This is a genomic window from Streptomyces lateritius, from assembly GCF_014649715.1.
GTDB lineage: Bacteria > Actinomycetota > Actinomycetes > Streptomycetales > Streptomycetaceae > Streptomyces > Streptomyces lateritius.
In genome coordinates this window covers 42,889-64,903 of the sequence record NZ_BMTO01000015.1, presented here as the reverse complement: position 1 = coordinate 64,903, position 22,015 = coordinate 42,889, and the positions used below count along the sequence as shown (strand labels likewise).

The window sequence follows — 22,015 nt, the reverse complement described above, 5'->3', positions numbered from 1 at the left end:
GGCCGGGGGCGGTGGAGTGGGGGTATGACGAACGACACCCTCCGGACGCCCGCCGCCCTCGCTCCCGGCCCCGCGGCCGCCCGCCCTCCCGGCCCCGCCTTCTCCGCCGTCGCCCGGCGCGCGGACGCGAACGCGCGGCGCGACCGGGACGCGCCGCGGGACGGGGACGAGCCGGACGCGCACTGGTGGGTGGCGCCGTTGGCCGGGACGGTGGGGGCGCCGGTGCTTCTGCTGCTGTCGGTGAGCGCGGCGGACATGTGGAGCGCCGTCCCGGCGCTCCTGGTCGCCGGGCTGCTGCTGCCCCTGGCCGTGGTCGTCCCGAGCTGGTTCCTGGCCCGGCGGCGGGAGCGCAGGCAGCTCCGGGTCACGCTCGCGGCGCTGGCGTGCGGGCTGGCGGCCGGCTTCCCCGTGCTGCTCACCGTCGTAGGCGTCGTGGTCCTCCTGGTCATGCTCCTGACCGGGAACATCACCGCCTAGCTTGGTCGCGTCGCGGGCCAGGCGGGACTCTACGGACACGGCCTGGAGCTTCGGGACCGCCCTGACCGCCCTACACCTGGTCGTCCGCCAGCTCCGCCACGCCGGTGATGCGGTGCAGCGGATACGTACGGACCTCGTCCGCCGTGTGGTCGTAGCCCGTCACGAAACCGCCCTCCACCCGCACCGGTGCGATCACCCGCTGGCTGGCCGCTCCCTCCGCGTTGACGTAGCCGATCCAGACGGCCGACCCGGTCATCGCCGCGGCCTGCACGGTCGCCAGGGTCTCGGCCGGCGAGGTGCGGGGGAGCCCGCCGTCGGCCGGCCGCGTGGTCTCGGGGCGTTCCTTCCGTACGGCCGTCGAGGCGAGGTCGCCGGCCCGGATCGCGCGGACCGCCGCGGCCAGCAAGGTCGTGTCGGGCGCGGGCGGGCCGTCGGGGACGGGCGCGGGCGCGGTCCTCGCCGGGGTGCGGACGGCGTCGGTACGGGTGACCAGGACGTCGCCCTCCGCCGATTCGGCGGCGGGGGCGTACCCCATCGACCGCAGCCCGTCGAGCAGCGACGCCGGATCGGTCTGGGCGGCCAGGACCGTCGGCGCGAGGCGGCGCAGCCGCAGCGACGCGGACCGCTTGTCGGCCAGGATCTCGCCGAGGAGGGCGTCGTCGTCGCAGCGGACGTACGCCGAAGCGGCGCCGATCCGCAGGTGGCCGTGCCTGCGCGCCACGTCGTCGATGAGGTACGAGAGGGGCTGGGGCACCGGTGTACGGGAGTGGGCGGTCAGGAAGTCGTGCAGGTCGGAGGCGGTGCTCCCGGCGTCGAGCGCGCGGCGGACCGAACCGGGCGTGAACCGGAAGACGGTCGCGCCACCCTTCGATTCCACGTCCGCGAGCACCCCGAGCATGTCGGCGAGCGGGCGCTGGAGCGGGCCGGGCGCGACGGCCGTCAGGTCGGCCTGGAGCAGGACGTGGTCGACGGGCTCGGGGAGGAGCGGGGCGAGCAGGGTCGCGGCCCGGGAGGCGGCGACGGACAGCTCGACCCCGCCGCCGACGCCGGTGAGCGCGTCGGCCGCGGCCTCGGCGAGCGGCAGGTTGAGCAGCGCGCGGGCGGGGGTGGAGAGGGCGCCGCGGCCGGTGATGCCGAGCATCTCGGCCTCGGTGAGGGTCCAGACGGCGATCCGGGAGCGGAGGTCGGAGGTGGAGGCGAGGGTGGGGGCGCCGGTTCCGTAACCGCCACCCTGTCGGCCACCGCCGTAGCCGGTGCCGCCCGTGGTTCCGGTCGTGCCGGGGCTCGCTTCCGGTCCGGTACGGGCAGGGGCCGCCTGGCCGCCGCGGGCTCCGGCCGCGCCCGCGGACGCCGTCGCGCCGCCGCGGAGCGGGCGCTCCCACCGCAGCCGGGCCAGCAGCGTCTCGGGGTCCGCGGCCGAGCCCGGCGGCAGTGTCGCCTGGAGGGTCAGCACCCGGCGCCGGACCTCCGGGGCCGCGCCCCGGTCCAGGTCAGCGCCCAGGGCGGACAGGGTGCGGCCCTTCGCGTCCTGGCCGCCGACCAGACCGGGCGTACGGGTCGCGGTCAGCCAGGCCGTGACGAGCCGGGACCACCGCTCGGCCGCCGGCAGGTCCAGCCAGTCGTCGTACGCCGGTGTCGGCGCGTACCGCTCGTCCGCCTCGCCGTCCGAGGCCAGCAGCCCCGCGCCGTAGCAGAGCTCCAGCCAGAAGGCGGCGACCGGTTCCGTGACGTCCAGCGTGGCCGCGACCCGCTTGAGCTCCCGTACGGAGATCCCGCCGGCGCGCAGCACCGGCGGGCCGCCCCGGTCCCACGACTTCAGCAGGTCCTCGACGGTCGCGAGGGCGGTGTACGCCTGGCCCGCCGCCGCACTGTCCACAACCTGTGGGCGGTACTCGCGCAGGACGGACAGGGCCGGCGGATGCGGCTCCGGCGTCCGGTGCGCCCGCCCGCCGCGCAGGTGCAGCGCCGCCTCCCGTGGCAGCACCACGGTCCGCGTCGAGACCGGAAGCAGCAGACCGCGGTCGCGCAGCCAGCGCACGGGCGGCGCCGGGTCCGCCGTGACCTCTCCGTACGGCGGGCCCCACACCAGCCGGTCGAGCACGGTCAACGCCTCCGAGGGCGCCGTGTCCAGGAGCTCGCCCATCCGCTCCCGGTCGGTGAACAGCTCCGTCAGGGCCGCCACGGCGGAGACCGGGTCGTGCGTCGCGGGCAGCCCGGCGGTCGCGATGATCTCCTGGATCCGGCCGGGCGACATCCCGGCCGTGGCCTCGACGACGGCCGGTCCGAGTCCCGTCGGCGACGGGTGCTGCGGTGACGGCGCGAGCAGCTCCCGCGCGGTCCGCACCAGCCGCAGCCGGTCCTCCTCGCCCCAGACGAGCGCCTGCTCGCGCAGTGCCTCGACCGCGCGCGGCAGCGCCGCCTCGACGTCCGGATCGCCGTCGTCGCCGGTGAGCAGGGCGAGGAGTACGGGGTACGGGGCGGGGTCCGGGGCCACCGCGAGGGCCTCGGCGGTCTGCAGCGTGAACCGGTCGAGCCGCTCGAGCGCGCGCACGACGGAGGCGCGCGTACCGGCCCGGGTGGCGAGCTGGGTCAGATCGTTCGGGACCGGGGAGAGCAGGTCCGGTCTGGCCCGCAGCAGCGCGGCGAGCCCCTCGTCACCCCGCGCGCGCAGCGCCTCCGCGAGCGTGCGCGGCGCAGTGGCAGCGCCAGTTCCTGCGGGCACGTGCGCCTCCCGAGCGAGCTCACCGATCCCCATCCGCCCCACGTTAGCCCCTGCGCGGGCGCTAACGTCGGGGCGTACCGGCTGTGGAGGGGCACTGTGGGGATCGAGAGCGACCAGTTGGTCTTCGACTATCTGAGCCGGGTCGGCGATCTGGCGCAGCAGCGGCACCTGCCGGCGAGCGCCCGGATGCGGCTCGTGTCGGCGCTCCGGGGCGAGATCGACCGGCGGCGCGCCACACACGACGGGGAGGGGCCGACCGCCGTCCGCGGCATCCTCGACGAGCTGGGGACGCCGGACGAGGTGGTGGAGCGCGCGTCGGGCGCGGCGCCGGTGAAGACGCTGCCGGAGGTGCCGGCGGTGCCGAAGCCGCGCACGGAGGAGGCGTGGCCGACGTCGCCGCATCTGGCGGGGACGGACGAGGTCGGGGCCGCCGACACGGAACCGGACTGGTGGAGCACGGAGGCGGAGCCGCTGCCGGGGGACGATCTGGTGCCGGGGTTCCGGGGCGGGGTGGAGATCGCGGAGCTGCTTAAGCCGCCGCCGCGGGAGGGGGAGGGGGAGGAGCCGGGGGAGGCGACGGAGGAGGAGGAGGCCGCGCCGCGCCGGGGCTGGAAGCGGCTGTGGGTCCGTAAGACCGCCGCCGTGGCGGCGCCGGAAGCCGGCCGCCGCTTGCGCGTCGGCAGCCCCTTCCTCCTGCTGGCCGCGCTCCTCCTGCTCGGCGGCGCCCTCTTCGGCAACCTGCCGGCCCTCGCGGCCGGCTGGCTCCTCGCCTACGCCTCGCGCCGCCTGTCCCGCGCCGAGATCCGGTGGGCGGTCGTCATCCTCCCGGCCCTGGCGGCGACGAGCGGCGCGGCGTGGATCTGGGGCCGCGTCGAGGGCCGGTGGGGGGCGCCGATCGCGGAGGGAGGCGAGGCGATGGGCGCCGCGATCTCGGAGACATGGCCCTGGGCATTGAAGGCGGCGGCTGTGGCATCAGCCGTATTCCTCCTCTGGCGCACCCGCAGAGCCTGACGCCGCGCCACCCGCCCGACGGTTGCGGGCACGTCCGCAAGGAGGGAGCTCACCCCTCCCCTCCCCGTGTGCCCACCCGTCCCGCCCTGCGGGACGATCGCCCACGCGGGGAGGGGGCGGCGCTCAGGCGTCCATGGGTGCGGGCGCATGCCAGGGGGCGGCGGGGATCACCAGGGGGGAGCCCGTCACGGGGTCCGGGATGACGACCGATTCCAGGCCGAAGACCTCCCGCACCAGATCCGCCGTCACGACCTCCTCCGGCTCCCCCTCCGCCACCACCCGCCCCGCCTTCATCGCCACCAGGTGGTCCGCGTACCGCGCCGCCTGGTTCAGGTCGTGGAGGACGACGGCGACCGTACGGCCCCGCTCGTGGTTCAGCTGGCGCACCAGGTCGAGGACCTCCACCTGGTGCGAGATGTCCAGGTACGTCGTCGGCTCGTCCAGGAGCAGCAGGTCCGTCTCCTGCGCCAGCGCCATCGCGATCCAGACCCGCTGCCGCTGCCCGCCCGACAGCTCGTCCACCGGGCGCTCCGCCAGCGCCGCCACGTCCGTGCGCTCCATCGCGTCGACGACCGCCCGCTCGTCCTCCCGCGACCATTGTTTCCACCACGCCTGGTGCGGCTGCCGTCCGCGCGACACCAGGTCCGCGACCGTGATCGCCTCCGGTGCGACCGGGGTCTGCGGCAGCAGGCCGATGGACTGCGCGATCCGCTTCGTCGGGATCTTCGCCAGCTCCTCGCCGTCGAGCAGCACCGCCCCGCCCTTGGGCTTCAGGAGTCGTCCGAGCGCCCGCAGCGTCGTCGACTTCCCGCACGCGTTCGGGCCGACGATGACCGTGACCTTGCCGTCCGGGACGGCGAGGTCGAGGCCGTGGACGACCGTGCGGTCCTCGTAGGCGAGGGTCAGCTCGCGCGCGGTCAGCCTGCTCATGCTTTTCCTCCGGTGCGGCTGCGCACAATCAGCCAGATCAGATACGGGGCTCCGACCGCCGCCGTCAGGACGCCGACCGGCAGCTCGGTCGGCGAGAAGAGCCGCCGGCCCAGCAGGTCCGCCGCGACCACGACCAAGGCGCCCGTCAGCGCCGAGCACAGCAGCGGGATCTGGGCGGTACGGGTCATCCGGCGGGCGATCTGCGGGGCGAGCAGCGCGACGAAGTCGACCGGTCCTGCCACCCCCGTGGCCACGGACGCGAGCACGACACCGACGACCACCAGACCCAGCCGGACCCGGCCGAGCCGGACGCCGAGCGCCGTCGCCGTGTCGTCGTCCAGGGAGACCGTCCGCTGCGCCCGGGCCGCCCACAGCAGGGCAGGCAGCATCAGGAGCAGCGTCCAGCGGATCGGCGCCGCCTCGTCCCAGCCGCGCCCGTTGAGCGAGCCCGTCATCCAGATCTGGGCCTGCTGGGCGACCAGGTAGTCGCCCTTGGTCATGAACAGGGTCGTCAGCGACCGCAGCGCGATCGCGAACCCGATGCCGATGAGCACGAACCGGGTCGCGTGCAGCCCGCCGCGCCAGGCGAAGACGTAGACGAGCGCGGCGGCGGCGACGCCGCCGACGATCGAGAGGTACGGCAGGACGGTGTACGACGTGAGGCCGAAGGTCATCGCGCCGACCGTCAGCGCCCCCGCGCCCTGGCTGATGCCGATGATGTCGGGGCTGGCGAGCGGGTTGCGGGCGACGGTCTGGATGAGCGCGCCGGCCACGCCGAACGCGGCGCCGACCATCAGCCCGACCGCGAGCCGCGGCATCCGCAGCTCCTCGACGACGAACGTGGCCCGCGCGTCCTGCCCGAGGATCACCTTCAGGACCTCGCCCGGTGCGACGAACCTCTCGCCGACACAGAGGTACGCGACGCTCACCGCGGCCAGCACGAGGAGGAGGACCATGGCCACCGCGGCCGAGCGGCGATGGAGCAGGAAGGACCCGCGCCGGGCGCGCACGATCCCGTACCCCACGGGGCGTACGGAAGTCGACGTCATGCCGGCACCGCCTTCCTGCGCACCAGCGTCACCAGGAACGGCACGCCGATCAGTGCGGTCATCACGCCCGCCGGGACCTCGCCCGGCGGGAAGAGGACCCGGCCGATGACGTCCGAGACCAGCAGCATCACCGGGCCGACGAGCGCCGCCATCGGCAGCACCCAGCGGTGGTCGCCGCCCACGATCGCCCGGGCGATGTGCGGGACCGCGAGGCCGACGAAGGCGATCGGCCCGGCCGCCGCCACGCCCGCGCCGGTCAGCACGGTCGCGCCCACCCCGCCCACGATCCGTACCGTCGCCACCCGCTGGCCGAGCCCCTTCGCCACGTCCTCGCCGAGGGCGAGCGCGTCCAGGCCGCGGGCCACCGACACCACCAGGACGGCGCCGACCAGCAGGAAGGGCCAGATCTGCTGGACAACCCCGGTGTCCCGGCCGTCGAGCGAGCCGATCTGCCAGAACCGGAACTCGTCGAGGGCCGCGGCCCGGGTCGTCAGGACGCCGGTCGTCACCGAGAGCAGCAGCGCGTTGATCGCGGCGCCGCCGAGCGCCAGCTTCACGGGGGTCGCGCCGCCGCGCCCGCTGGAGGCGACCGCGTACACCGCGACCGAGGCGAGGGCGGCGCCCACGAAGGCGAACCACACGTACCCCGTCAGCGTGTGCACCCCGGCGAAGGCGATGGCGCCGACCACGCCGACCGAGGCGCCCTGGCTGATGCCGAGGATGCCGGGATCGGCGATCGGGTTGCGCGTGATGCCCTGCAGGGCCGTGCCGGCCAGGGCCAGCGCGGCGCCGACCATGAGCCCGATCAGGGTCCGGGGCACCCGCAGCTGCCGTACGACCCGGGCGTCGTCGCTCGTGGCGCCGTGCAGCAGCGCGTCGAGGACGGTGGACGGGGCGATGGCGCGGGCGCCCACGGCGAGACTCAGCAGGATCGCGAGGAGGAGGGCGACGACGGCGGCGACGGTCGCGAGGACGCGTCGGGAGCGGAAGGCGGCTGTCATCGAGACCCATCGGGAGGTGCGAACTGCAGTTCTGGGCAGGTAAGGCTCGGCTCAGTCTAAGCAGCGGCCTTTTCGGCCCCCCGGGGCCCTTTCGAACGTCTGGGCACAATGGCCCGCATGACCTCTCTCACCGTCGGCTTCGACCTCGACATGACGCTCATCGACTCCCGGCCCGGGATCAAGGCGGCCTACCAGGCCTTCTCCGCCGAGACCGGTGTCGCGATCGACGCAGACCTCGCGGTCTCCCGGCTGGGCCCGCCGCTCCACCACGAGCTGGCGCACTGGTTCCCCGAGGAGGAGATCGCCGAGAGGGTCGTCCAGTACCGCGCGCTCTACCCCACGTACGCGATCACGCCGACGCTCGCGATGCCCGGCGCGAGGGACGCGATTCAAGCCGTTCGCGAGGCGGGCGGCCGGGCGATCGTCGTCACCGCCAAGAACGGGCCGCACGCCGAGCTGCACCTCTCCCACCTCGGCATCTACCCCGACGCCGTCATCGGCGGCCTGTGGGCCGAGGGCAAGGCGGAGGCGCTGCGGGAGCACGGCGCCGGCGTGTACGTCGGCGACCACACCGGGGACGTCCGGGGGGCCGCCGCCGCGGGCGCGCTTTCGGTGGCCGTGACGACCGGACCGTGCGACGCCGAGGAGCTGCGGGCGGCCGGAGCGGACGTCCTCCTGCCCGACCTGACAGGCTTCCGTACCTGGTGGGACGGGTATCGGGCCGAGCGCCGGGACGTCCTTCAGGGCGGTTACCGGGGCTGAGCCACCGCCCGGGCCTGGCGGCGCTGCGCGCCGATCGAGCGGAGCACACCGGCGCCGGCGACCAGGAATCCGACGCCCATCAGCATGCACACCGCGTACGCCACCGGGGGGAACGGATCGGTCCCGAGGAACAGCGGGGCGACGGTGACCAGGGTGGCCACCGCGCCGATGATGAAGACAATCGCACCGGCGCGGACGAGACCGTCACCCGGAGCGGTGGCGTCCGAGGAGCCCGAAGGGGTTTCACTACGCATTCGGCCAGGGTAGTTCCCAGGCCGGAGGAACAAACCGGCGACGTCTTGTCACCAGCCCGAAGGCCATTAGCCTTGGTGCCGGCGGGTCGGGCGACCCGCTGGATCGCTCTCCAGCAGCTATCCGGAGCCGGGATCCCGGCGCATCCATCGAGTACGAGGACGAGGACAGACGTGCCTACCGGCAAGGTCAAATGGTTCAACAGCGAGAAGGGCTTCGGCTTTCTCTCCCGCGACGACGGCGGCGACGTCTTCGTCCACTCGTCGGTGCTCCCTGCCGGAGTCGACGTCCTGAAGCCGGGGCAGCGCGTGGAGTTCGGGGTGGTCGCGGGGCAGCGCGGCGACCAGGCGCTCTCCGTGACGGTCCTCGACCCGACCCCGTCCGTCGCCGCGGCGCAGCGCCGCAAGCCCGACGAACTGGCGTCCATCGTGCAGGACCTGACGACGCTCCTGGAGAACATCACCCCGATGCTGGAGCGCGGCCGCTACCCCGACAAGGCGCAGGGCGCGAAGATCGCGGGCCTGCTGAGGGCGGTCGCGGACCAGCTCGACGTGTAGCCCCGGTCGAGGTTCCGGTCGAGGTTCCGGGTCAGGGGAAGGCCAGCGCGTCCGGGCCGAGGGGCGGTACGAGCCCCTCGGCCGCGGCGCGCGTGAGCAGCCCGCGGACCGCCGCGTAGCCGGCCTCGCCGAGGTCGGCGGTGAACTCGTTGACGTACAGGCCGATGTGCTGATCGGCCACCTTCGGGTCCATCTCCTGCGCGTGCTCCATGACGTACGGACGTGAGGCGACCGGGTCGTCCCACGCCATCCGTACGGATGTGCGGGCCGCGTCGGCGATCCGTCGCAGGGTCTCCGCGCCCAGCGAGCGCCTGGCGATGATCGCGCCGAGCGGGATCGGCAGCCCCGTGGTGTCCTCCCAGTGGGCGCCCATGTCGGCCAGCGCGTGCAGGCCGTAGTCCCGATAGGTGAACCGGGCCTCGTGGATGACGAGTCCCGCGTCGACCTTCCCGTCCCGTACGGCGGGCATGATCTCGTGGAACGGCATCACGACGACGTTCCCGACCCCTTCCGGCAGGACGTCCGCCGTCCACAGCCGGAAGAGCAGATAGGCGGTCGAGCGCTCGCTCGGCACCGCCACCGTCTTCCCCGTCAGCGCCCCAGGGCCTTCGGCCTGGGAGGTACCCCCCGGGGCGTCCGGCTCACGGGTGAGGACGAGGGGGCCGCAGCCGCGGCCCAGGGCGCCGCCGCAGGGCAGCAGCGCGTACTCGTCGAGGATCCAGGGCAGGACGGCGTACGAGACCTTCAGGACGTCGTACGGGGACGTGCCGCTCTCCGCCCAGCCGTTGGTGAGGTCGATGTCGGCGAAGGTCACGTCCAGGCGCGGCGCGCCCGGCACCCGGCCGTGGGCCCAGGCGTCGAAGACGAAGGTGTCGTTCGGGCAGGGGGAGTACGCGATCTTGAGCGTGGACGGAGGCACAGGCGTCATGGGGCGGGCTCCACGAAGAGTGTGTTGCTGAGCAGTTGGAACGTGTACCGCAGCGAGTCCATGGCCTGGCCGATCCGCCAGGCCCCGCGGTCGCGCGGGCCGACGGCATTGGAGACGGCGCGGATCTCGACCACGGGCACCCCGTACGCGGCGGCGGCCTCGGCCACCCCGAAGCCCTCCATCGCCTCGGCGGCGGCGCCGGGGTGACGATTCGCCAGCTCGGTGGCGCGTTCGGCGGTGCCGGTCACGGTGGAGACGGTCAGGACGGGCGCGACGGTGTGGCGCTGGACGCCCTCGCCCAGGGCTCGGGAGATCCGCTCCGTGAGGCGGGCGGGCACGGGGTGCGTGGACCGTCCGAAGCCGAGCTCCTCGACGGCGAGATAGGCGTCGGGCGTCTGCGCCCCGAGGTCGGCGGCGACGATGGTGTCGGAGACGACGACGGAGCCGAGCGGCGCGAGAGGCTGGAAGCCGCCGGCGATCCCGGCGGAGACGACGAGGTCGTAGGGGGTGGCTCGGAGGGTGTCGGCCCGGGAGGCGGCGGCCAGGGCGGCGGCGGCCAGGGCGGCGGCGGCCAGGGCGGTCGCGGTCGCGACGGCGGCGGCCGCGGGGCCGACCCCGCCGACGAGGACGTCGACGACGGCACGTGGTTCGGGGCCCCGTGGCGCTCCGCCCGGTAGGGGCAGGGTGTCCGCGTGGCGGCGCAGCCGGAAGCCGCCCGGCAGCGGGAGCTCGCCCGATCCGGGCCCCCCGAAGGGGAGGCCGCGGGCGACGGAGTCGGCCTCCGCCGCCACGGCCGTCACGATCAGGATCCGGTGGGTCACCGGAGGATCAGGCGTCCTTCTTCAGCTGGAAGCTCCAGATGCCGGTGAGCTTCTTGCCGTCGGTCTCGACGATGGTGACCTGGGTCTGGTTGGTCGCCTCGCCGGTCTGGCTGGAGAAGAAGGCGCTGGCCGGGATCGACCGGTACGTCTTCTTGTACGGCTCCGGCTCGGCGGCCTGGCCGCCGAGGAAGATGGTCCAGCCCTTCTCGGCGATCTCGGGGTCGACGCCGAAGCGGATCTTGTCGTCAGCGGAGACCGTGAGGGTCTTCTCGGCCTTCTTGTTGAGGCACTGCTGGATCTGCGACTCCTTGATGGCGGCGCCGTCGTTGTAGCAGGCGGCCTCGGCGTGCACCGACTCCGTCCCGACCGTCAGGGTCGCGAGCGGGGTCGGCTTGTCGCAGGCGGAGAGTACGAGGAGGCCGGCGGAGACGGCCCCGAGGGCGACGGCGGCCCGGCGGCGCGAGGCGGTGAAGAACGCAACGGTCATGGCCCGAAGGCTATCGGGCGTGTCGAGCTCCGCCACGCGGGGGTGCGGCGCGCCGCGTTTTCCGCCCTTTGTGGCGGCGCGCCCCCGCGGCTGTCACCGCCTGAGCCAGGGGCGGGCCGGCCCGCGACCCTGCTTTCCGCCGGGACGGGTGCCCCGCGGCCGGGTGGTCCCTTCCGCCCCGCCGGCCCGCGGGGTTCCTCAGGCCGCCTCCGGTGTCGAACCGCTGTCCTTGCGGGCCGCCGTGAGGAGGCCGCGGACGGCGAGGAGGGCGCCCAGGGCGAGGATGCCCGCGGCCACCGACATGCCCAGGGTGCCGTTCAGGGGGAGGGCGATACCGATCGCGCCGCCCACCACCCAGGCCATCTGGAGCAGCGTCTCCGAGCGGGCGAAGGCCGACGTGCGGACCACCTCCGGGACGTCCCGCTGGATCAGCGCGTCCAGCGACAGCTTCGACAGCGCCTGCGTCAGGCCCGCCGTCGCGCCGAGGACCGCCACCATCAGCCCGCCGAAGAAGACCGCCGTACAGGCGGCCACCGCCAGCACGATCGTGATCATCGTGGCGATGATCACTTCCGGGCCGTGGCCCCGCTCCCGCAGCAGCGAGCCCACCGCCGTGCCGCACGCGTTCCCCACCCCCGCGCAGACCCCCACGATCGCCAGCGACAGCGCCGCGCTCTGGCCCGACAGCGGATGTTCCCGCAGCAGGAACGCCAGGAAGAAGATCAGGAAACCGGAGAGCATCCGCTGCGCCGCGTTCGCCTGCAGGCCGTGCAGCACCGCCGGGCCGACCGTCCGCAGGCTCGGTTTCTTCTCCCCGTGCGTGAGCAGGTGCACCCGGCGCTCGCCCTTCGCCGAGTCCACCTTGTGCGGCATCCGGAACGCCCAGTACGCCCCCAGCAGGAACAGCGCGCACGCCCCGTACAGCGGATAGCCCGGCCCGACCTGCTGCAGCCCCGCGCCGATCGGCGCGGCGATCCCGGTGGCCAACAGGCCCGCCAGGGTGACCCGGGAGTTCGCCTTGACCAGGGAGAAGCCCGGTGGCAACAGCCGAGGCACGACCGCGCTGCGGACCACTCCGTACGCCTTGGACGCCACGAGCACGCCCAGGGCCGCCGGATACAGCTCCAGGCCGCCCGTGGCCACCGCCCCCGACATGGTGAGCGCGAGCACGGCCCGGGTCAGCATCGCCCCCGCCATCGCCGCGCGGCGCCCGTGCGGGATGCGGTCCAGGAGCGGGCCGACCACCGGCGCCAGCAGGGTGAACGGGGCCATGGTGATCGCCAGGTAGAGCGCGACCCGGCCGCGCGCCTCGTCCGTCGGCACGGAGAAGAAGACCGTGGAGGCGAGCGCGACGGTGATCATGACATCGCCGGCGCCGTTCACGGCGTGCAGCTCGATCAGTTTGCCGAGACCCGACTCGCCCGCCCCGTGCGCGTGCGTCGCCTTTCTGATGCCCCTCGCCGTGCCGGTGAACGGCAGGTGGAGGGCGCGCCCGACCGCCCGGCCCGCTCGGCTGAGCGGCCCGGCATGATCGTCGGATCGTGCGGACGACCGTGCGGCTGCCACTCCGTCATAGTGCCCCACACCTCTCGCTCGCGAACCGTGGCGCGGCCCCGCGCGCCGCCGCCGGACCGCAGCCTGACGTCCTCCGGACGTCCGCGATACGGGCCACTTGGGGCGGGCAGGTGGGCGGCGGGCGGCAGAGGGGGTAGCGTGCGTAGCGCGCCACCGGCGGAAGTTCTCGGCCGCGCGCCTCTTCGGCATCCCGCAGAATGGATGACGATAGGTGCGCCCGAGACACGCGAGACATGTCGGGTGCGGACGTCGATGCGGCCCCCCGGTCCGCTCCGCCCGCCGCCCGGTGATATCGCTCCCGCTCCTCGGCCGGCGCACCCGTGAGACGGCGTAGGAGAGAAGCGAGACCTGTGAGTGCTGCGACGACGCGAAGCCGTACCCCGCGTACCCCGCGTACCCCCGACCGCCTGTGCGCCGAGGCGGTAGACCTTGCGCGGGCGGCCGCCGAGGAGGCCGCCGCTCCCGGCGTCGTCGGCCCGCACGTGGAGGTCGTCGCCGAGGGTGACCGGGTCGTCACTCACTTCTTCGAGGTGGAGGAACCCGGCTACCGGGGCTGGCGCTGGGCGGTGACGGTCGCCCGGGCCTCCCGGGCGAAGAACGTCACGCTCGACGAGACCGTGATGCTGCCCGGCCCCGACGCTCTGCTCGCCCCCGAGTGGGTGCCGTGGAGCGAGCGCCTGCGTCCGGGCGACCTCGGTCCCGGGGACCTGCTGCCGACCGAGCAGGACGACCTGCGGCTCGAACCCGGCTACACCGGCGAGGACGCCCCGCCGCCGAACTCGGCGGTCTCCGAGGACATGGCGGAGCACCTCGACGTCGAGGACGCGGAGATCGTGCCCCGTACGCCGTCCCGGGGCACCATCGCCTCGGTCGCCGAGGAACTGGGCCTTCGGCGCGCGCGGGTCCTCTCCCGGTACGGGCTGCACGTGGCCGCGGACCGCTGGGACGAGGCGTTCGGCGCGAAGACGCCGATGGCGCAGGCCGCACCGGCGTCCTGCGAGTCGTGCGCGTTCCTCATGCCGTTGGCCGGCTCCCTGAAGCAGGCGTTCGGCGTGTGCGCGAACGAGTTCTCCCCGGCGGACGGGCGGGTCGTCTCGCTGGCGTACGGCTGCGGCGGGCACTCGGAGGCGGCGGTCATGCCGAAGCCGCCGCGTCCGGCGCCGCCGGTCTTCGACTCGATGGCGGCGGACGTGTTCGCGCTCCGCCCGCCGAAGGACTCGGGCTCCACGACGGAACCGGACGACGTCTCCGAGGACCTCGGCCACTCCTAGACGGCCGCCCTGTCGCGGTCCCACCGCCCCGCCGGGCGGGTGACGGCCGCCCTGTCGCGGTCCCACCGCCCTGCCGGAGGCGTCTCGGGGTCCTCGCCCGCTGGGGCGAGGGACCACGTCCGACGGGTGGCCGGGCCGCGCCCTGACGGCGGGCGCGGCCGGCCCGACTGGGCCGTCCACCCCGGGGTACGCGCACCTCACGGACCGCCTCCGGGGTCTGCGCTCGGGAGGGCACGACGGAGCTCGGGCGACGAGGGTGGTGCCGGGCGCGGTACCTTCGGGCCCCTGTCCCATCCCGTTCCGCAGAGTGGAGTCAGACGTGAGCGTCAGCGTCAGGACGACGACCGACGGAGCCGACCCCTTCGGTACCGCCCGGTTGCGGCGGGGCGTGCTCGATGCCTGGGGGGCCGGGCCCGCCCGGTTCCGGGAGGACGCCAACGCCGAGGAGGACCTCGCGCTCGGCGGCTACCGCGACCGCCTCGTCGTCGAACTCGCCCAGAACGCCGCCGACGCCGCCCGCCGCGCGGGCGTCACCGGCCGGCTCCGCCTCACCCTGCACCCCGCGGGCCCCGACGCCCCCGCCGTCCTGGCCGCCGCCAACACCGGCGCCCCGCTGGACGCGACCGGCGTCGAGTCGCTGTCCACCCTGCGCGCCTCCGCCAAGCGCGACCACGAAACCACCGCCGTCGGCCGCTTCGGCGTCGGCTTCGCCGCCGTCCTCGCCGTCAGCGACGAGCCCGCCGTCCTCGGCCGCCACGGAGGTGTCCGCTGGTCCCTCGCCGAGGCTCGCGAGCTGGCCGCCGACGCCGCCCGGCACAGCCCCGGCCTCGGGGACGAACTGCGCCGCCGCGACGGCCACGTGCCCCTCCTGCGCCTCCCGCTGCCCGCCGAGGGCACCGCGCCCGAGGGCTACGACACCGTCGTCGTCCTCCCGCTACGGGACTCCGCCGCCGTCGACCTCGCCGAGCGGCTCCTCGACTCCATCGACGACGCCCTGCTCCTCACCCTTCCGGGGCTCGCCGAGATCGTGGTCGAGACCCCGGAGGGCGTACGGGTCCTCACACGCGCCCAGGACGAGACGGACGAGGCGTACGTCCACATCGAGGACACCGCCACCGGTCGGACGCGCCGCTGGCGGACGGTCAGCCACAGCGGGCCGCTCGCCGTCGGCCTCCTCAAGGACCGCCCCGTCGAGGAACGGCTGCGTCCGCACTGGTCGGTGACCTGGGCCGTACCCGTGGACGGCGAGGGTGCCCCGCAGTACCCCCGTACCGCCCCCGTCGTACACGCCCCCACCCCCACCGACGAACCGCTCGGTCTGCCCGCCCTGCTGATCGCCTCGCTGCCGCTGGACACCGCCCGCCGGCACCCGGCGCCCGGACCGCTCACCGACTTCCTCGTCGAGCGGGCCGCCGACGCGTACGCCGAACTCCTCGCCGACTGGCAGCCGGTGACCGTCGCCACCATCGACCTGGTGCCCGGACCGCTCGGCAAGGGCGCCCTGGACGGGGCGCTGCGCGCGGCGATCCTCCAGCGGCTGCCGCGGGTGGCCTTCCTCGCCCCCGAGGCTCCCTCGGAGGAGGTCCCGGCGTTGCGGCCCCTGGAGGCCGAGGTCGTGGAGGGGGCGGGCGCCGAGACGGTGTCCGTGCTCGCCGAGGTCCTGCCGACGCTGCTCCCCGCCGGCCTGGAGCGCCGCCCCGAACTGCGCACGCTGGGCGTGGGCCGGCTGCCGCTGACCGACGTCATCGACCGGCTCGCGGGTCTGGAGCGCGAACCGTCGTGGTGGTGGCGGCTGTACGACTCCCTCGCCGGGGTCGACCCCGACCGCCTCACCGGTCTTCCGGTGCCGCTGGCCTCCGGCCGTACCACCATCGGCCCCCGTCAGGTCCTGCTGCCGCAGGAGCACACCCCGGTCGATCTCGCCCGCCTCGGCCTGAAGGTCGCCCACCCGGACGCCGCCCATCCGCTGCTGGAGAAGCTCGGCGCGCTGGCCGCCACGCCCCGTGCCGTGCTCACGACGCCCCAGGTCAGGATGGCGGTCGCCGGCTCCCTTGAGGCGGGGGAGATCTGGGACGAGGACGCGGACACCCTGGACGCGGACGAGCTGGCCGAGGCGGTGCTCGCGCTCGTACGGGACGCCGAGCTGGAGCCGGGCGACGAGCCCTGGCTCGGCGCGCTGGCCCTGCCCGACGAGGACGGGGAGCTGGCGCCCGCCGGTGAACTGGTCCTGCCGGGCAGCGCGTTCGCCGCCGTGATGCGCGAGGGCGAACTCGCCCTCTGTGACGCCGAGCTGGCCGAGCGGTGGGGCGAACAGCCCCTCGCCGCCTGCGGGGTGCTCGCCGACTTCGCCCTGGTCCGGGCGACCGACCTCGTCCTGGACCCGGACGAGCTGGAGCCCCGCGAGGGCGACTTCGCCGAGCCCGACGACGCCGGGTTGCTCGACGCCGTCGACGTGTGGTGCGAGGACGTCCTGGACCAGCTGCCCGAGACGCCGGTGCCGCCGGTGGCGACCGAGATCGCCGCCGTACGGGACCTGGACCTGGTCGACGACGACGCCTGGCCGCAGGCGCTCGCCCTGCTGGCCAGGCCGCCGCTGCGGGACGCGCTGATCCAGCCGGTGCGGGTCCTGCTGCCGGACGGCACGACCGAGAACGTACGGCCGTACACCGCCTGGTGGCTGCGCGACCACCCCGTCCTGGACGGCCGCCGTCCCGCGGGCCTGCGGGCCGCGGGCACCGACCCGCTCCTGATCGGTCTGTACGACTCCGCCGACGCGACCGGCTTCGAGGACGAGCAGGTCCTGCGGGCGCTGGGCGTGCGCACCTCCGTCGCGGCGCTGCTCGCCGAGCCGGGCGGCGCCGCCGAGCTGCTCGGCCGGCTCGCGTCCCCGGAACGGGAGGTGACCAGTGCCCAGTTGCACGCCCTGTACACCGCGCTCGCGGACCTCGACCCCGAGCAGGTGACCCTCCCCGACGAGCTGCGCGCGGTCGTGGACGGCTCTCTCCTGGTGGTCGACGCATCGGAGGCCGTGGTCGCCGACGCCCCCGACCTCCTTCCGCTCGCCGGTGGCATGCCGCTGCTGCCGGTCGCCCCGTCCCGGGCGGCCGACCTGGCGGAGCTGTTCCAGGTCCGCCGGCTGAGCGAGACCGTCGAGGCGGAGGTCACCACGGTCGGCGAGGAGCACGAGGTGCCCTCGGCGGTCCACGCGCTCCTCGGCCCTGCGACCCCCGCCACCTACGTCGAGCACGAGGAGCTCCGCGCGGCCGGCGTCGAACTGGACTGGCGCCGCACCCCCGACGGCACCGTCCACGCCGCCACCCTGGAGGGCGTCGCCGCGGGCCTCGCCTGGGCGGCCGGCCAGTGGCCGCGCCGCTTCGAGGTCGCGGCCCTCCTGGAAGATCCCTCGAGGACGGCGGAACTGGCCCGCGACCGCTGGTTCGACCAGTGAGCCGCGGTCGAACCGCGCCGAGCGACCGGGCGGCCCCGCCTCAGGCCGGGAACCGCCGGTCGACCCATCGCCAGGCGAGTTCCAGGGCGCCCGCGCCCACAGCGGCGATCCCGACCGACGTCCACGGCATCGTGACGCCCACCAGCTTCAGTGCGAAGAAGTGCTGGAGCCAGGGGACCACGAGGACCAGCAGGAAGCCTCCGGCCATGGTGGCGAGCAGGCCGGCGCGCCACCAGGTGTAGGGGCGGGCGACGATCGCGAGGACCCACAGGGAGACCAGGAAGAGGGTCAGCGTCGCCGCGCTCGTCTCGGCCGCCAGGGCACCCGTGCCGCTGTAGTGGGAACGGGCGAGCAGGTACGTGGTGAAGGTGGCCGCTGCCGCGATGGCGCCGCCGGGGATCGCGTACCGCATCACCCTGCGGACGAAGTGGGGCTTCGCGCGTTCCTTGTTGGGGGCGAGGGCGAGGAAGAAGGCGGGGACGCCGATGGTGAGGGTGGACAGCAGGGTCAGGTGCCGGGGCAGGAAGGGGTACTCGACCTGGGAGCAGACCACCAGGATCGCCAGGAGCACCGAGTAGACGGTCTTCGTGAGGAAGAGCGTCGCCACGCGCGTGATGTTGCCGATGACCCGGCGGCCCTCGGCGACCACCGAGGGGAGGGTGGCGAAGGAGTTGTTCAGCAGGACGATCTGGGCGACGGCCCGGGTCGCCTCGGAGCCCGAGCCCATCGACACGCCGATGTCGGCGTCCTTGAGCGCCAGGACGTCGTTGACGCCGTCGCCGGTCATGGCGACCGTGTGCCCGTGGGACTGGAGCGCGCCGACCATGTCGCGCTTCTGCTGCGGGGTGACCCGGCCGAAGACCGCGTTCTCGTCGAGGGCCCGCGCCATCTCCTCCCGCTCGGCGGGCAGGAGGCGGGCGTCGACGGTGTTCGCCGCCCCGGGCAGACCGAGTTTTCCGGCCACCGCCCCGACCGAGACCGCGTTGTCGCCGGAGATGACCTTGGCGGCGACGTCCTGGTCGGCGAAGTAGGCGAGCGTGTCGGCGGCGTCGGGCCGCAGCCGCTGTTCGAGGACGACGAGGGCGGTGGCGCGGGCGCCCTCGGCCACGTCGGGGGCGTCGAGCTCCCGGGTGGTGCGGGCGAGGAGCAGGACCCGCAGGCCCTGCTCGTTGAGGTGGTCGATCTCGGCGAGGACGGGGTCGCCGTCCGGCAGGAGCACGTCCGGGGCGCCGAGCAGCCACGCGGAGGTCTCGCCGTTGCCCTCGCTGAAGGCGGCGCCGCTGTACTTGCGGGCGGAGGAGAAGGGCAGGGCCTGGGTGCAGCGCCACTCCTCGGCGTCCGGGTAGGTGTCGATGATGGCCTGGAGCGAGGCGTTGGGGCGCGGGTCGGACTCGCCGAGCGCGCCGAGGACCTTCCGTACGTACGGCTCGTCGCCCCCGCTCCGCTTCGCTCCGCCCGTGCCATCGCCTTCGGCGGCGGGGCTGAGGAGCCGCAGCTCCTTGACGTCCATGCCGCCCTCGGTGAGGGTGCCGGTCTTGTCGAGGCAGACGACGTCGACGCGGGCCAGACCCTCGATGGCGGGCAGTTCCTGCACGAGGCACTGCTTGCGGCCGAGCCGGATCACGCCGATCGCGAAGGCGACGGAGGTGAGCAGGACGAGGCCCTCGGGGATCATCGGGACGATGCCGCCGACGGTCCGGGCGATGGAGTCCTTGAGGTTGGTGTCCTTGACGACGAGCTGGCTGATGATCAGGCCGATCGCGGTCGGGACCATCATCCACGTCACGTACTTGAGGATGGTGGAGATGCCGGAGCGCAGCTCGGAGTGGACGAGCGTGAAGCGGGAGGCCTCCTCGGCGAGCTGGGCGGCGTACGCCTCGCGGCCGACCTTGGTGGCGGTGAACGCGCCGCCGCCGGCGACCACGAACGAGCCCGACATCATCCGGTCGCCGGGCTTCTTCACCACCGGGTCCGCCTCGCCGGTGAGCAGGGACTCGTCGATCTCCAGGTTGTCGGCCTCGGCCACCTCGCCGTCGACGACGACCTTGTCGCCGGGGCCGAGCTCGATCAGGTCGCCGAGCACGATCTCGGAGGTGGAGACCGCCCCGGAGGTGCCGTCGCGGCGGACGACGGGCTTGGCCTCACCGATGACGGCGAGCCCGTCGAGGGTCTTCTTGGCGCGCAGCTCCTGGATGATGCCGATACCGGTGTTGGCGACGATCACGAAGCCGAACAGGCTGTCCTGGATCGGCGCGACGAAGAACATGACCACCCAGAGCACGCCGATGATCGCGTTGAAGCGGGTGAAGACGTTGCCGCGGATGATGTCGGCGGCGGAGCGGCTGGAGCGGACGGGTACGTCGTTGACCTCGCCGCGGGCGACGCGCTCGGCGACCTCGGCGGAGGTCAGTCCGGCGGCGCGGTGGACGACGGGGGGTTCGGCCGCCACGCGCTCGCCCTCGTCCGTATCGATCTTCGCCCGCTGAGTCATGTTTTCGACGGTACGACCGGAACCGGTCGTTCACCCGCCGAGGGGGCGGAAGATCAGACCGGGGGAGGAGGGGAATGGTCCCCGGGTACTACGGGGTGGCTACGGCGTGGCCTGGCCGGCGTCGTCGGCCTCGGCGGACTCGGTGGCCGCTTCCGTCCGGCTGTCGGCGGCGTCGCGCCTGATCGCCGCGTCGCGCTTGCGTACGTACCAGATGCCGATCAGGCCGAGCCCCGCGCCGGCCAGGCAGGTCCACACCCACCAGGTGAGGTCGTGGTCGTCGAACCAGCCGTAGAACGGGACCTGCACCAGGAACAGGACGAACCAGAGGATCGTGCCGCCGGTGATGGTGCCGACGACGGGCCCCTCCAGGGGTTCGGGTGCCTCGTGCTTGGGGGTCCACTTCGCCATGCGGTCAGTGTAGGTGGGCGCTCGAACGGTCTACGCGCGGAGATGGACGGCGCTTCGTTCATGTGTTCATACTGAAACGGTTTGCCTCTGGCGGGCTTCTTTCGTACGAACCGCCAACGAGTGTCACGAAAGTACCCGAAGAGGACCCCCCATGAGCACCACGGCCGCCGCCAAGGCCACCTCCCCCGAGCCCACGAGCCCGCACGGCCCGCTCTCCGGTCTCGACCGCTACTTCAAGATCTCCGAGCGTGGCTCCACCGTCGCCCGTGAGGTCCGTGGCGGCTTCGCCACCTTCTTCGCGATGGCCTACATCATCGTGCTGAACCCGATCATCCTCGGCAGCGCCAAGGACATGTACGGGAACCAGCTCGATGGCGGCCAGCTGGTCACCGCGACCGTGCTCACCGCTGCCTTCTCCACCCTCCTCATGGGTGTCATCGGCAACGTGCCGATCGCGCTGGCGGCCGGCCTCGGCGTCAACACGGTCGTCGCCCTCCAGCTCGCGCCGAAGATGTCCTGGCCGGACGCGATGGGCATGGTCGTCCTCGCCGGCATCGTGGTGATGCTGCTGGTCGCGACCGGTCTGCGCGAGCGGGTGATGAACGCCGTCCCGGTGGGCCTGCGCAAGGGCATCGCGATCGGCATCGGCCTCTTCATCATGCTCATCGGCCTCGTCGACTCCGGCTTCGTCTCCCGTATCCCCGACGCGGCGCACACCACCGTCCCGCTGCAGCTCGGCGGCGACGGCCACCTCACCGGCTGGCCGGTCCTGGTCTTCGTGCTGGGCGCTCTGCTCACCCTCGCGCTGATCATCCGCAAGGTTCCGGGCGCGATCCTGATCTCCATCGTCGTGATGACGATCGTCGCGATGGTGATCAACGCCGTCGCCACCGTCCCGTCCTGGGGTCTGACCACCCCGACCTGGCCCGGCAACCCGGTCGCCTCCCCCGACTTCGGGCTGGTCGGCGAGGTGAGCCTGTTCGGCGGCTTCGAGAAGGTCGGTCTGCTGACCGGCGTCCTGTTCGTCTTCACCGTCCTGCTGTCCTGCTTCTTCGACGCGATGGGCACGATCCTCGGCGTCGGGGACGAGGCCAAGCTGATGGACAAGGACGGCAACTTCCCCGGCATCAACAAGGTCCTGCTCGTGGACGGCCTGGCCGTCGCCTCCGGCGGCGCCACCTCCTCCTCGGCCACCACCTGCTTCGTGGAGTCCACGGCGGGTGTCGGCGAGGGCGCGCGCACGGGTCTCGCGTCGGTGGTGACCGGCGGCCTCTTCTCGGTCGCGCTGTTCCTCACGCCGCTCGCGACGATGGTCCCGTCCCAGGCGGCCACGCCCGCGCTGCTGGCGGTCGGCTTCCTGATCCTGGCCGGATCGGTCAAGGACATCGACTGGAGCGACTTCACCATCGCGGTGCCGGCGTTCCTGGCGATGGTGATGATGCCGTTCACGTACTCGATCACGAACGGCATCGGCATCGGCTTCATCGCCTTCAGCGTGCTGCGGCTCGCGGCGGGCCGGGGCCGCGAGGTCCCGGTGGCCATGTACGTCGTGTCGGCGGTGTTCGTCTTCTACTACGCGATGCCGGCCCTCGGCCTCACCTGACGGGCCCGGCCCGGCTCACCGGCCCGACCGGTTGTCGGGCTACGTCAGCCCGTAGAACTTCTCCGTCTCGTCGACGGCGGTCTTGAACCGCTCGTCGAAGTCGTCGCGAATGAGCGTCCGGACCACATAGTCCTGGACGCTCATTCCGCGTTTGGCGGCATGCCCCCGAAGCCGGTCGAGCAGCTCACCGTCGATGCGCAGGCTGAGCACTGTCGATCCCAT

19 protein-coding genes are annotated in these 22,015 nt (G+C 73.9%); 7 read left to right on the top strand and 12 right to left on the bottom strand.

Annotated elements, in window-relative coordinates:
- The first annotated feature begins 24 nt into the window (after positions 1–24).
- Positions 25–477, top strand: coding sequence for a hypothetical protein (locus IE136_RS27205; RefSeq protein WP_189601681.1), 453 nt, complete (start codon positions 25–27; stop codon positions 475–477).
- Between the two features lie 70 nt (positions 478–547).
- On the opposite strand, the gene IE136_RS27200 is transcribed toward IE136_RS27205, so the two are convergent.
- A complete protein-coding gene (locus IE136_RS27200) occupies positions 548–3,232 on the bottom strand; it encodes a helicase C-terminal domain-containing protein (RefSeq protein ID WP_189601680.1) in 2,685 nt (894 codons plus the stop codon).
- Positions 3,233–3,295: 63 nt separating this feature from the next.
- On the opposite strand from IE136_RS27200, the gene IE136_RS27195 reads away from it, so the two are divergent.
- On the top strand, positions 3,296–4,210 hold the full coding sequence (locus IE136_RS27195; RefSeq protein WP_189601679.1) for a hypothetical protein: 915 nt from the start codon (positions 3,296–3,298) through the stop codon (positions 4,208–4,210).
- Positions 4,211–4,333: 123 nt separating this feature from the next.
- Here IE136_RS27195 and IE136_RS27190 read toward each other — a convergent pair whose 3' ends face one another.
- The 3 genes from IE136_RS27190 to IE136_RS27180 are packed head-to-tail and all read right to left on the bottom strand — an operon-like array spanning position 4,334 to position 7,190.
- Positions 4,334–5,140: an ABC transporter ATP-binding protein gene (locus IE136_RS27190; protein WP_158988986.1), complete on the bottom strand. Its 807-nt coding sequence runs from the start codon at positions 5,138–5,140 to the stop codon at positions 4,334–4,336.
- Entirely contained in the window at positions 5,137–6,189 is a 1,053-nt protein-coding gene (locus tag IE136_RS27185; RefSeq protein ID WP_158988988.1) for a FecCD family ABC transporter permease, read from the bottom strand. Before IE136_RS27185 ends, IE136_RS27190 begins: the two co-directional genes overlap by 4 nt.
- Entirely contained in the window at positions 6,186–7,190 is a 1,005-nt protein-coding gene (locus IE136_RS27180; protein ID WP_189601678.1) for a FecCD family ABC transporter permease, read from the bottom strand. The genes IE136_RS27185 and IE136_RS27180 overlap by 4 nt, the downstream gene beginning before the upstream one ends.
- A 117-nt stretch (positions 7,191–7,307) precedes the next feature.
- Between IE136_RS27180 and IE136_RS27175 the strand changes: the two genes are divergently transcribed.
- On the top strand, positions 7,308–7,952 hold the full coding sequence (locus IE136_RS27175) for an HAD family hydrolase (RefSeq protein ID WP_189601677.1): 645 nt from the start codon (positions 7,308–7,310) through the stop codon (positions 7,950–7,952).
- On the opposite strand, the gene IE136_RS27170 is transcribed toward IE136_RS27175, so the two are convergent.
- On the bottom strand, positions 7,940–8,206 hold the full coding sequence (locus IE136_RS27170) for a hypothetical protein (protein WP_158988992.1): 267 nt from the start codon (positions 8,204–8,206) through the stop codon (positions 7,940–7,942). The genes IE136_RS27175 and IE136_RS27170 overlap by 13 nt on opposite strands.
- A gap of 171 nt (positions 8,207–8,377) precedes the next feature.
- Here IE136_RS27170 and IE136_RS36620 point away from each other — a divergent pair, with 171 nt between their 5' ends.
- A complete protein-coding gene (locus IE136_RS36620; RefSeq protein WP_158988994.1) occupies positions 8,378–8,761 on the top strand; it encodes a cold-shock protein in 384 nt (127 codons plus the stop codon).
- 31 nt (positions 8,762–8,792) lie between these two features.
- On the opposite strand, the gene IE136_RS27160 is transcribed toward IE136_RS36620, so the two are convergent.
- From IE136_RS27160 to IE136_RS27145, 4 genes are all read right to left on the bottom strand, one after another.
- On the bottom strand, positions 8,793–9,689 hold the full coding sequence (locus IE136_RS27160) for a 1,4-dihydroxy-6-naphtoate synthase (RefSeq protein ID WP_189601676.1): 897 nt from the start codon (positions 9,687–9,689) through the stop codon (positions 8,793–8,795).
- Positions 9,686–10,510: a futalosine hydrolase gene (locus tag IE136_RS27155; RefSeq protein WP_189601675.1), complete on the bottom strand. Its 825-nt coding sequence runs from the start codon at positions 10,508–10,510 to the stop codon at positions 9,686–9,688. Before IE136_RS27155 ends, IE136_RS27160 begins: the two co-directional genes overlap by 4 nt.
- A 7-nt stretch (positions 10,511–10,517) precedes the next feature.
- Positions 10,518–10,997, bottom strand: a complete 480-nt coding sequence (locus tag IE136_RS27150; RefSeq protein ID WP_158989000.1) for a DUF2771 domain-containing protein — start codon at positions 10,995–10,997, stop codon at positions 10,518–10,520.
- Between the two features lie 198 nt (positions 10,998–11,195).
- On the bottom strand, positions 11,196–12,563 hold the full coding sequence (locus IE136_RS27145; RefSeq protein WP_158989002.1) for an MFS transporter: 1,368 nt from the start codon (positions 12,561–12,563) through the stop codon (positions 11,196–11,198).
- A gap of 359 nt (positions 12,564–12,922) precedes the next feature.
- Here IE136_RS27145 and IE136_RS27140 point away from each other — a divergent pair, with 359 nt between their 5' ends.
- Together IE136_RS27140 and IE136_RS27135 are read left to right on the top strand one after the other, a co-directional pair.
- Positions 12,923–13,843 carry a DUF3027 domain-containing protein gene (locus tag IE136_RS27140; protein ID WP_158989004.1) on the top strand — a complete coding sequence of 307 codons (921 nt, stop codon included), beginning with the start codon at positions 12,923–12,925 and terminating at the stop codon, positions 13,841–13,843.
- A gap of 307 nt (positions 13,844–14,150) precedes the next feature.
- Complete coding sequence (locus IE136_RS27135) at positions 14,151–17,291, top strand: sacsin N-terminal ATP-binding-like domain-containing protein (RefSeq protein WP_189601673.1); 3,141 nt, start codon at positions 14,151–14,153, stop codon at positions 17,289–17,291.
- 40 nt (positions 17,292–17,331) lie between these two features.
- On the opposite strand, the gene IE136_RS27130 is transcribed toward IE136_RS27135, so the two are convergent.
- Both IE136_RS27130 and IE136_RS27125 read right to left on the bottom strand, forming a co-directional pair.
- Positions 17,332–19,782 carry an HAD-IC family P-type ATPase gene (locus tag IE136_RS27130; RefSeq protein WP_158989008.1) on the bottom strand — a complete coding sequence of 817 codons (2,451 nt, stop codon included), beginning with the start codon at positions 19,780–19,782 and terminating at the stop codon, positions 17,332–17,334.
- 99 nt (positions 19,783–19,881) lie between these two features.
- Positions 19,882–20,190, bottom strand: coding sequence for a DUF2530 domain-containing protein (locus tag IE136_RS27125; protein WP_189601672.1), 309 nt, complete (start codon positions 20,188–20,190; stop codon positions 19,882–19,884).
- A gap of 151 nt (positions 20,191–20,341) precedes the next feature.
- On the opposite strand from IE136_RS27125, the gene IE136_RS27120 reads away from it, so the two are divergent.
- Positions 20,342–21,793 (top strand): NCS2 family permease, encoded by a 1,452-nt coding sequence (locus IE136_RS27120; RefSeq protein ID WP_158989012.1) that lies wholly within the window; start codon positions 20,342–20,344, stop codon positions 21,791–21,793.
- Between the two features lie 39 nt (positions 21,794–21,832).
- Here the strand turns inward: IE136_RS27120 and IE136_RS27115 are convergent, their stop codons facing one another.
- Entirely contained in the window at positions 21,833–22,015 is a 183-nt protein-coding gene (locus tag IE136_RS27115) for a ribbon-helix-helix protein, CopG family (RefSeq protein ID WP_158989014.1), read from the bottom strand.

Bases quoted from the DNA above. Each gene is read 5' to 3' on its own strand.
- IE136_RS27205 (WP_189601681.1), top strand. From the start codon at position 25: ATGACGAACGACACCCTCCGGACGCCCGCCGCCCTCGCTCCCGGCCCC.
- IE136_RS27200 (WP_189601680.1), bottom strand. From the start codon at position 3,232: ATGGGGATCGGTGAGCTCGCTCGGGAGGCGCACGTGCCCGCAGGAACT.
- IE136_RS27190 (WP_158988986.1), bottom strand. From the start codon at position 5,140: ATGAGCAGGCTGACCGCGCGCGAGCTGACCCTCGCCTACGAGGACCGC.
- IE136_RS27185 (WP_158988988.1), bottom strand. From the start codon at position 6,189: ATGACGTCGACTTCCGTACGCCCCGTGGGGTACGGGATCGTGCGCGCC.
- IE136_RS27180 (WP_189601678.1), bottom strand. From the start codon at position 7,190: ATGACAGCCGCCTTCCGCTCCCGACGCGTCCTCGCGACCGTCGCCGCC.
- IE136_RS27175 (WP_189601677.1), top strand. From the start codon at position 7,308: ATGACCTCTCTCACCGTCGGCTTCGACCTCGACATGACGCTCATCGAC.
- IE136_RS27170 (WP_158988992.1), bottom strand. From the start codon at position 8,206: ATGCGTAGTGAAACCCCTTCGGGCTCCTCGGACGCCACCGCTCCGGGT.
- IE136_RS27160 (WP_189601676.1), bottom strand. From the start codon at position 9,689: ATGACGCCTGTGCCTCCGTCCACGCTCAAGATCGCGTACTCCCCCTGC.
- IE136_RS27150 (WP_158989000.1), bottom strand. From the start codon at position 10,997: ATGACCGTTGCGTTCTTCACCGCCTCGCGCCGCCGGGCCGCCGTCGCC.
- IE136_RS27130 (WP_158989008.1), bottom strand. From the start codon at position 19,782: ATGACTCAGCGGGCGAAGATCGATACGGACGAGGGCGAGCGCGTGGCG.
- IE136_RS27125 (WP_189601672.1), bottom strand. From the start codon at position 20,190: ATGGCGAAGTGGACCCCCAAGCACGAGGCACCCGAACCCCTGGAGGGG.
- IE136_RS27120 (WP_158989012.1), top strand. From the start codon at position 20,342: ATGAGCACCACGGCCGCCGCCAAGGCCACCTCCCCCGAGCCCACGAGC.
- IE136_RS27115 (WP_158989014.1), bottom strand. From the start codon at position 22,015: ATGGGATCGACAGTGCTCAGCCTGCGCATCGACGGTGAGCTGCTCGAC.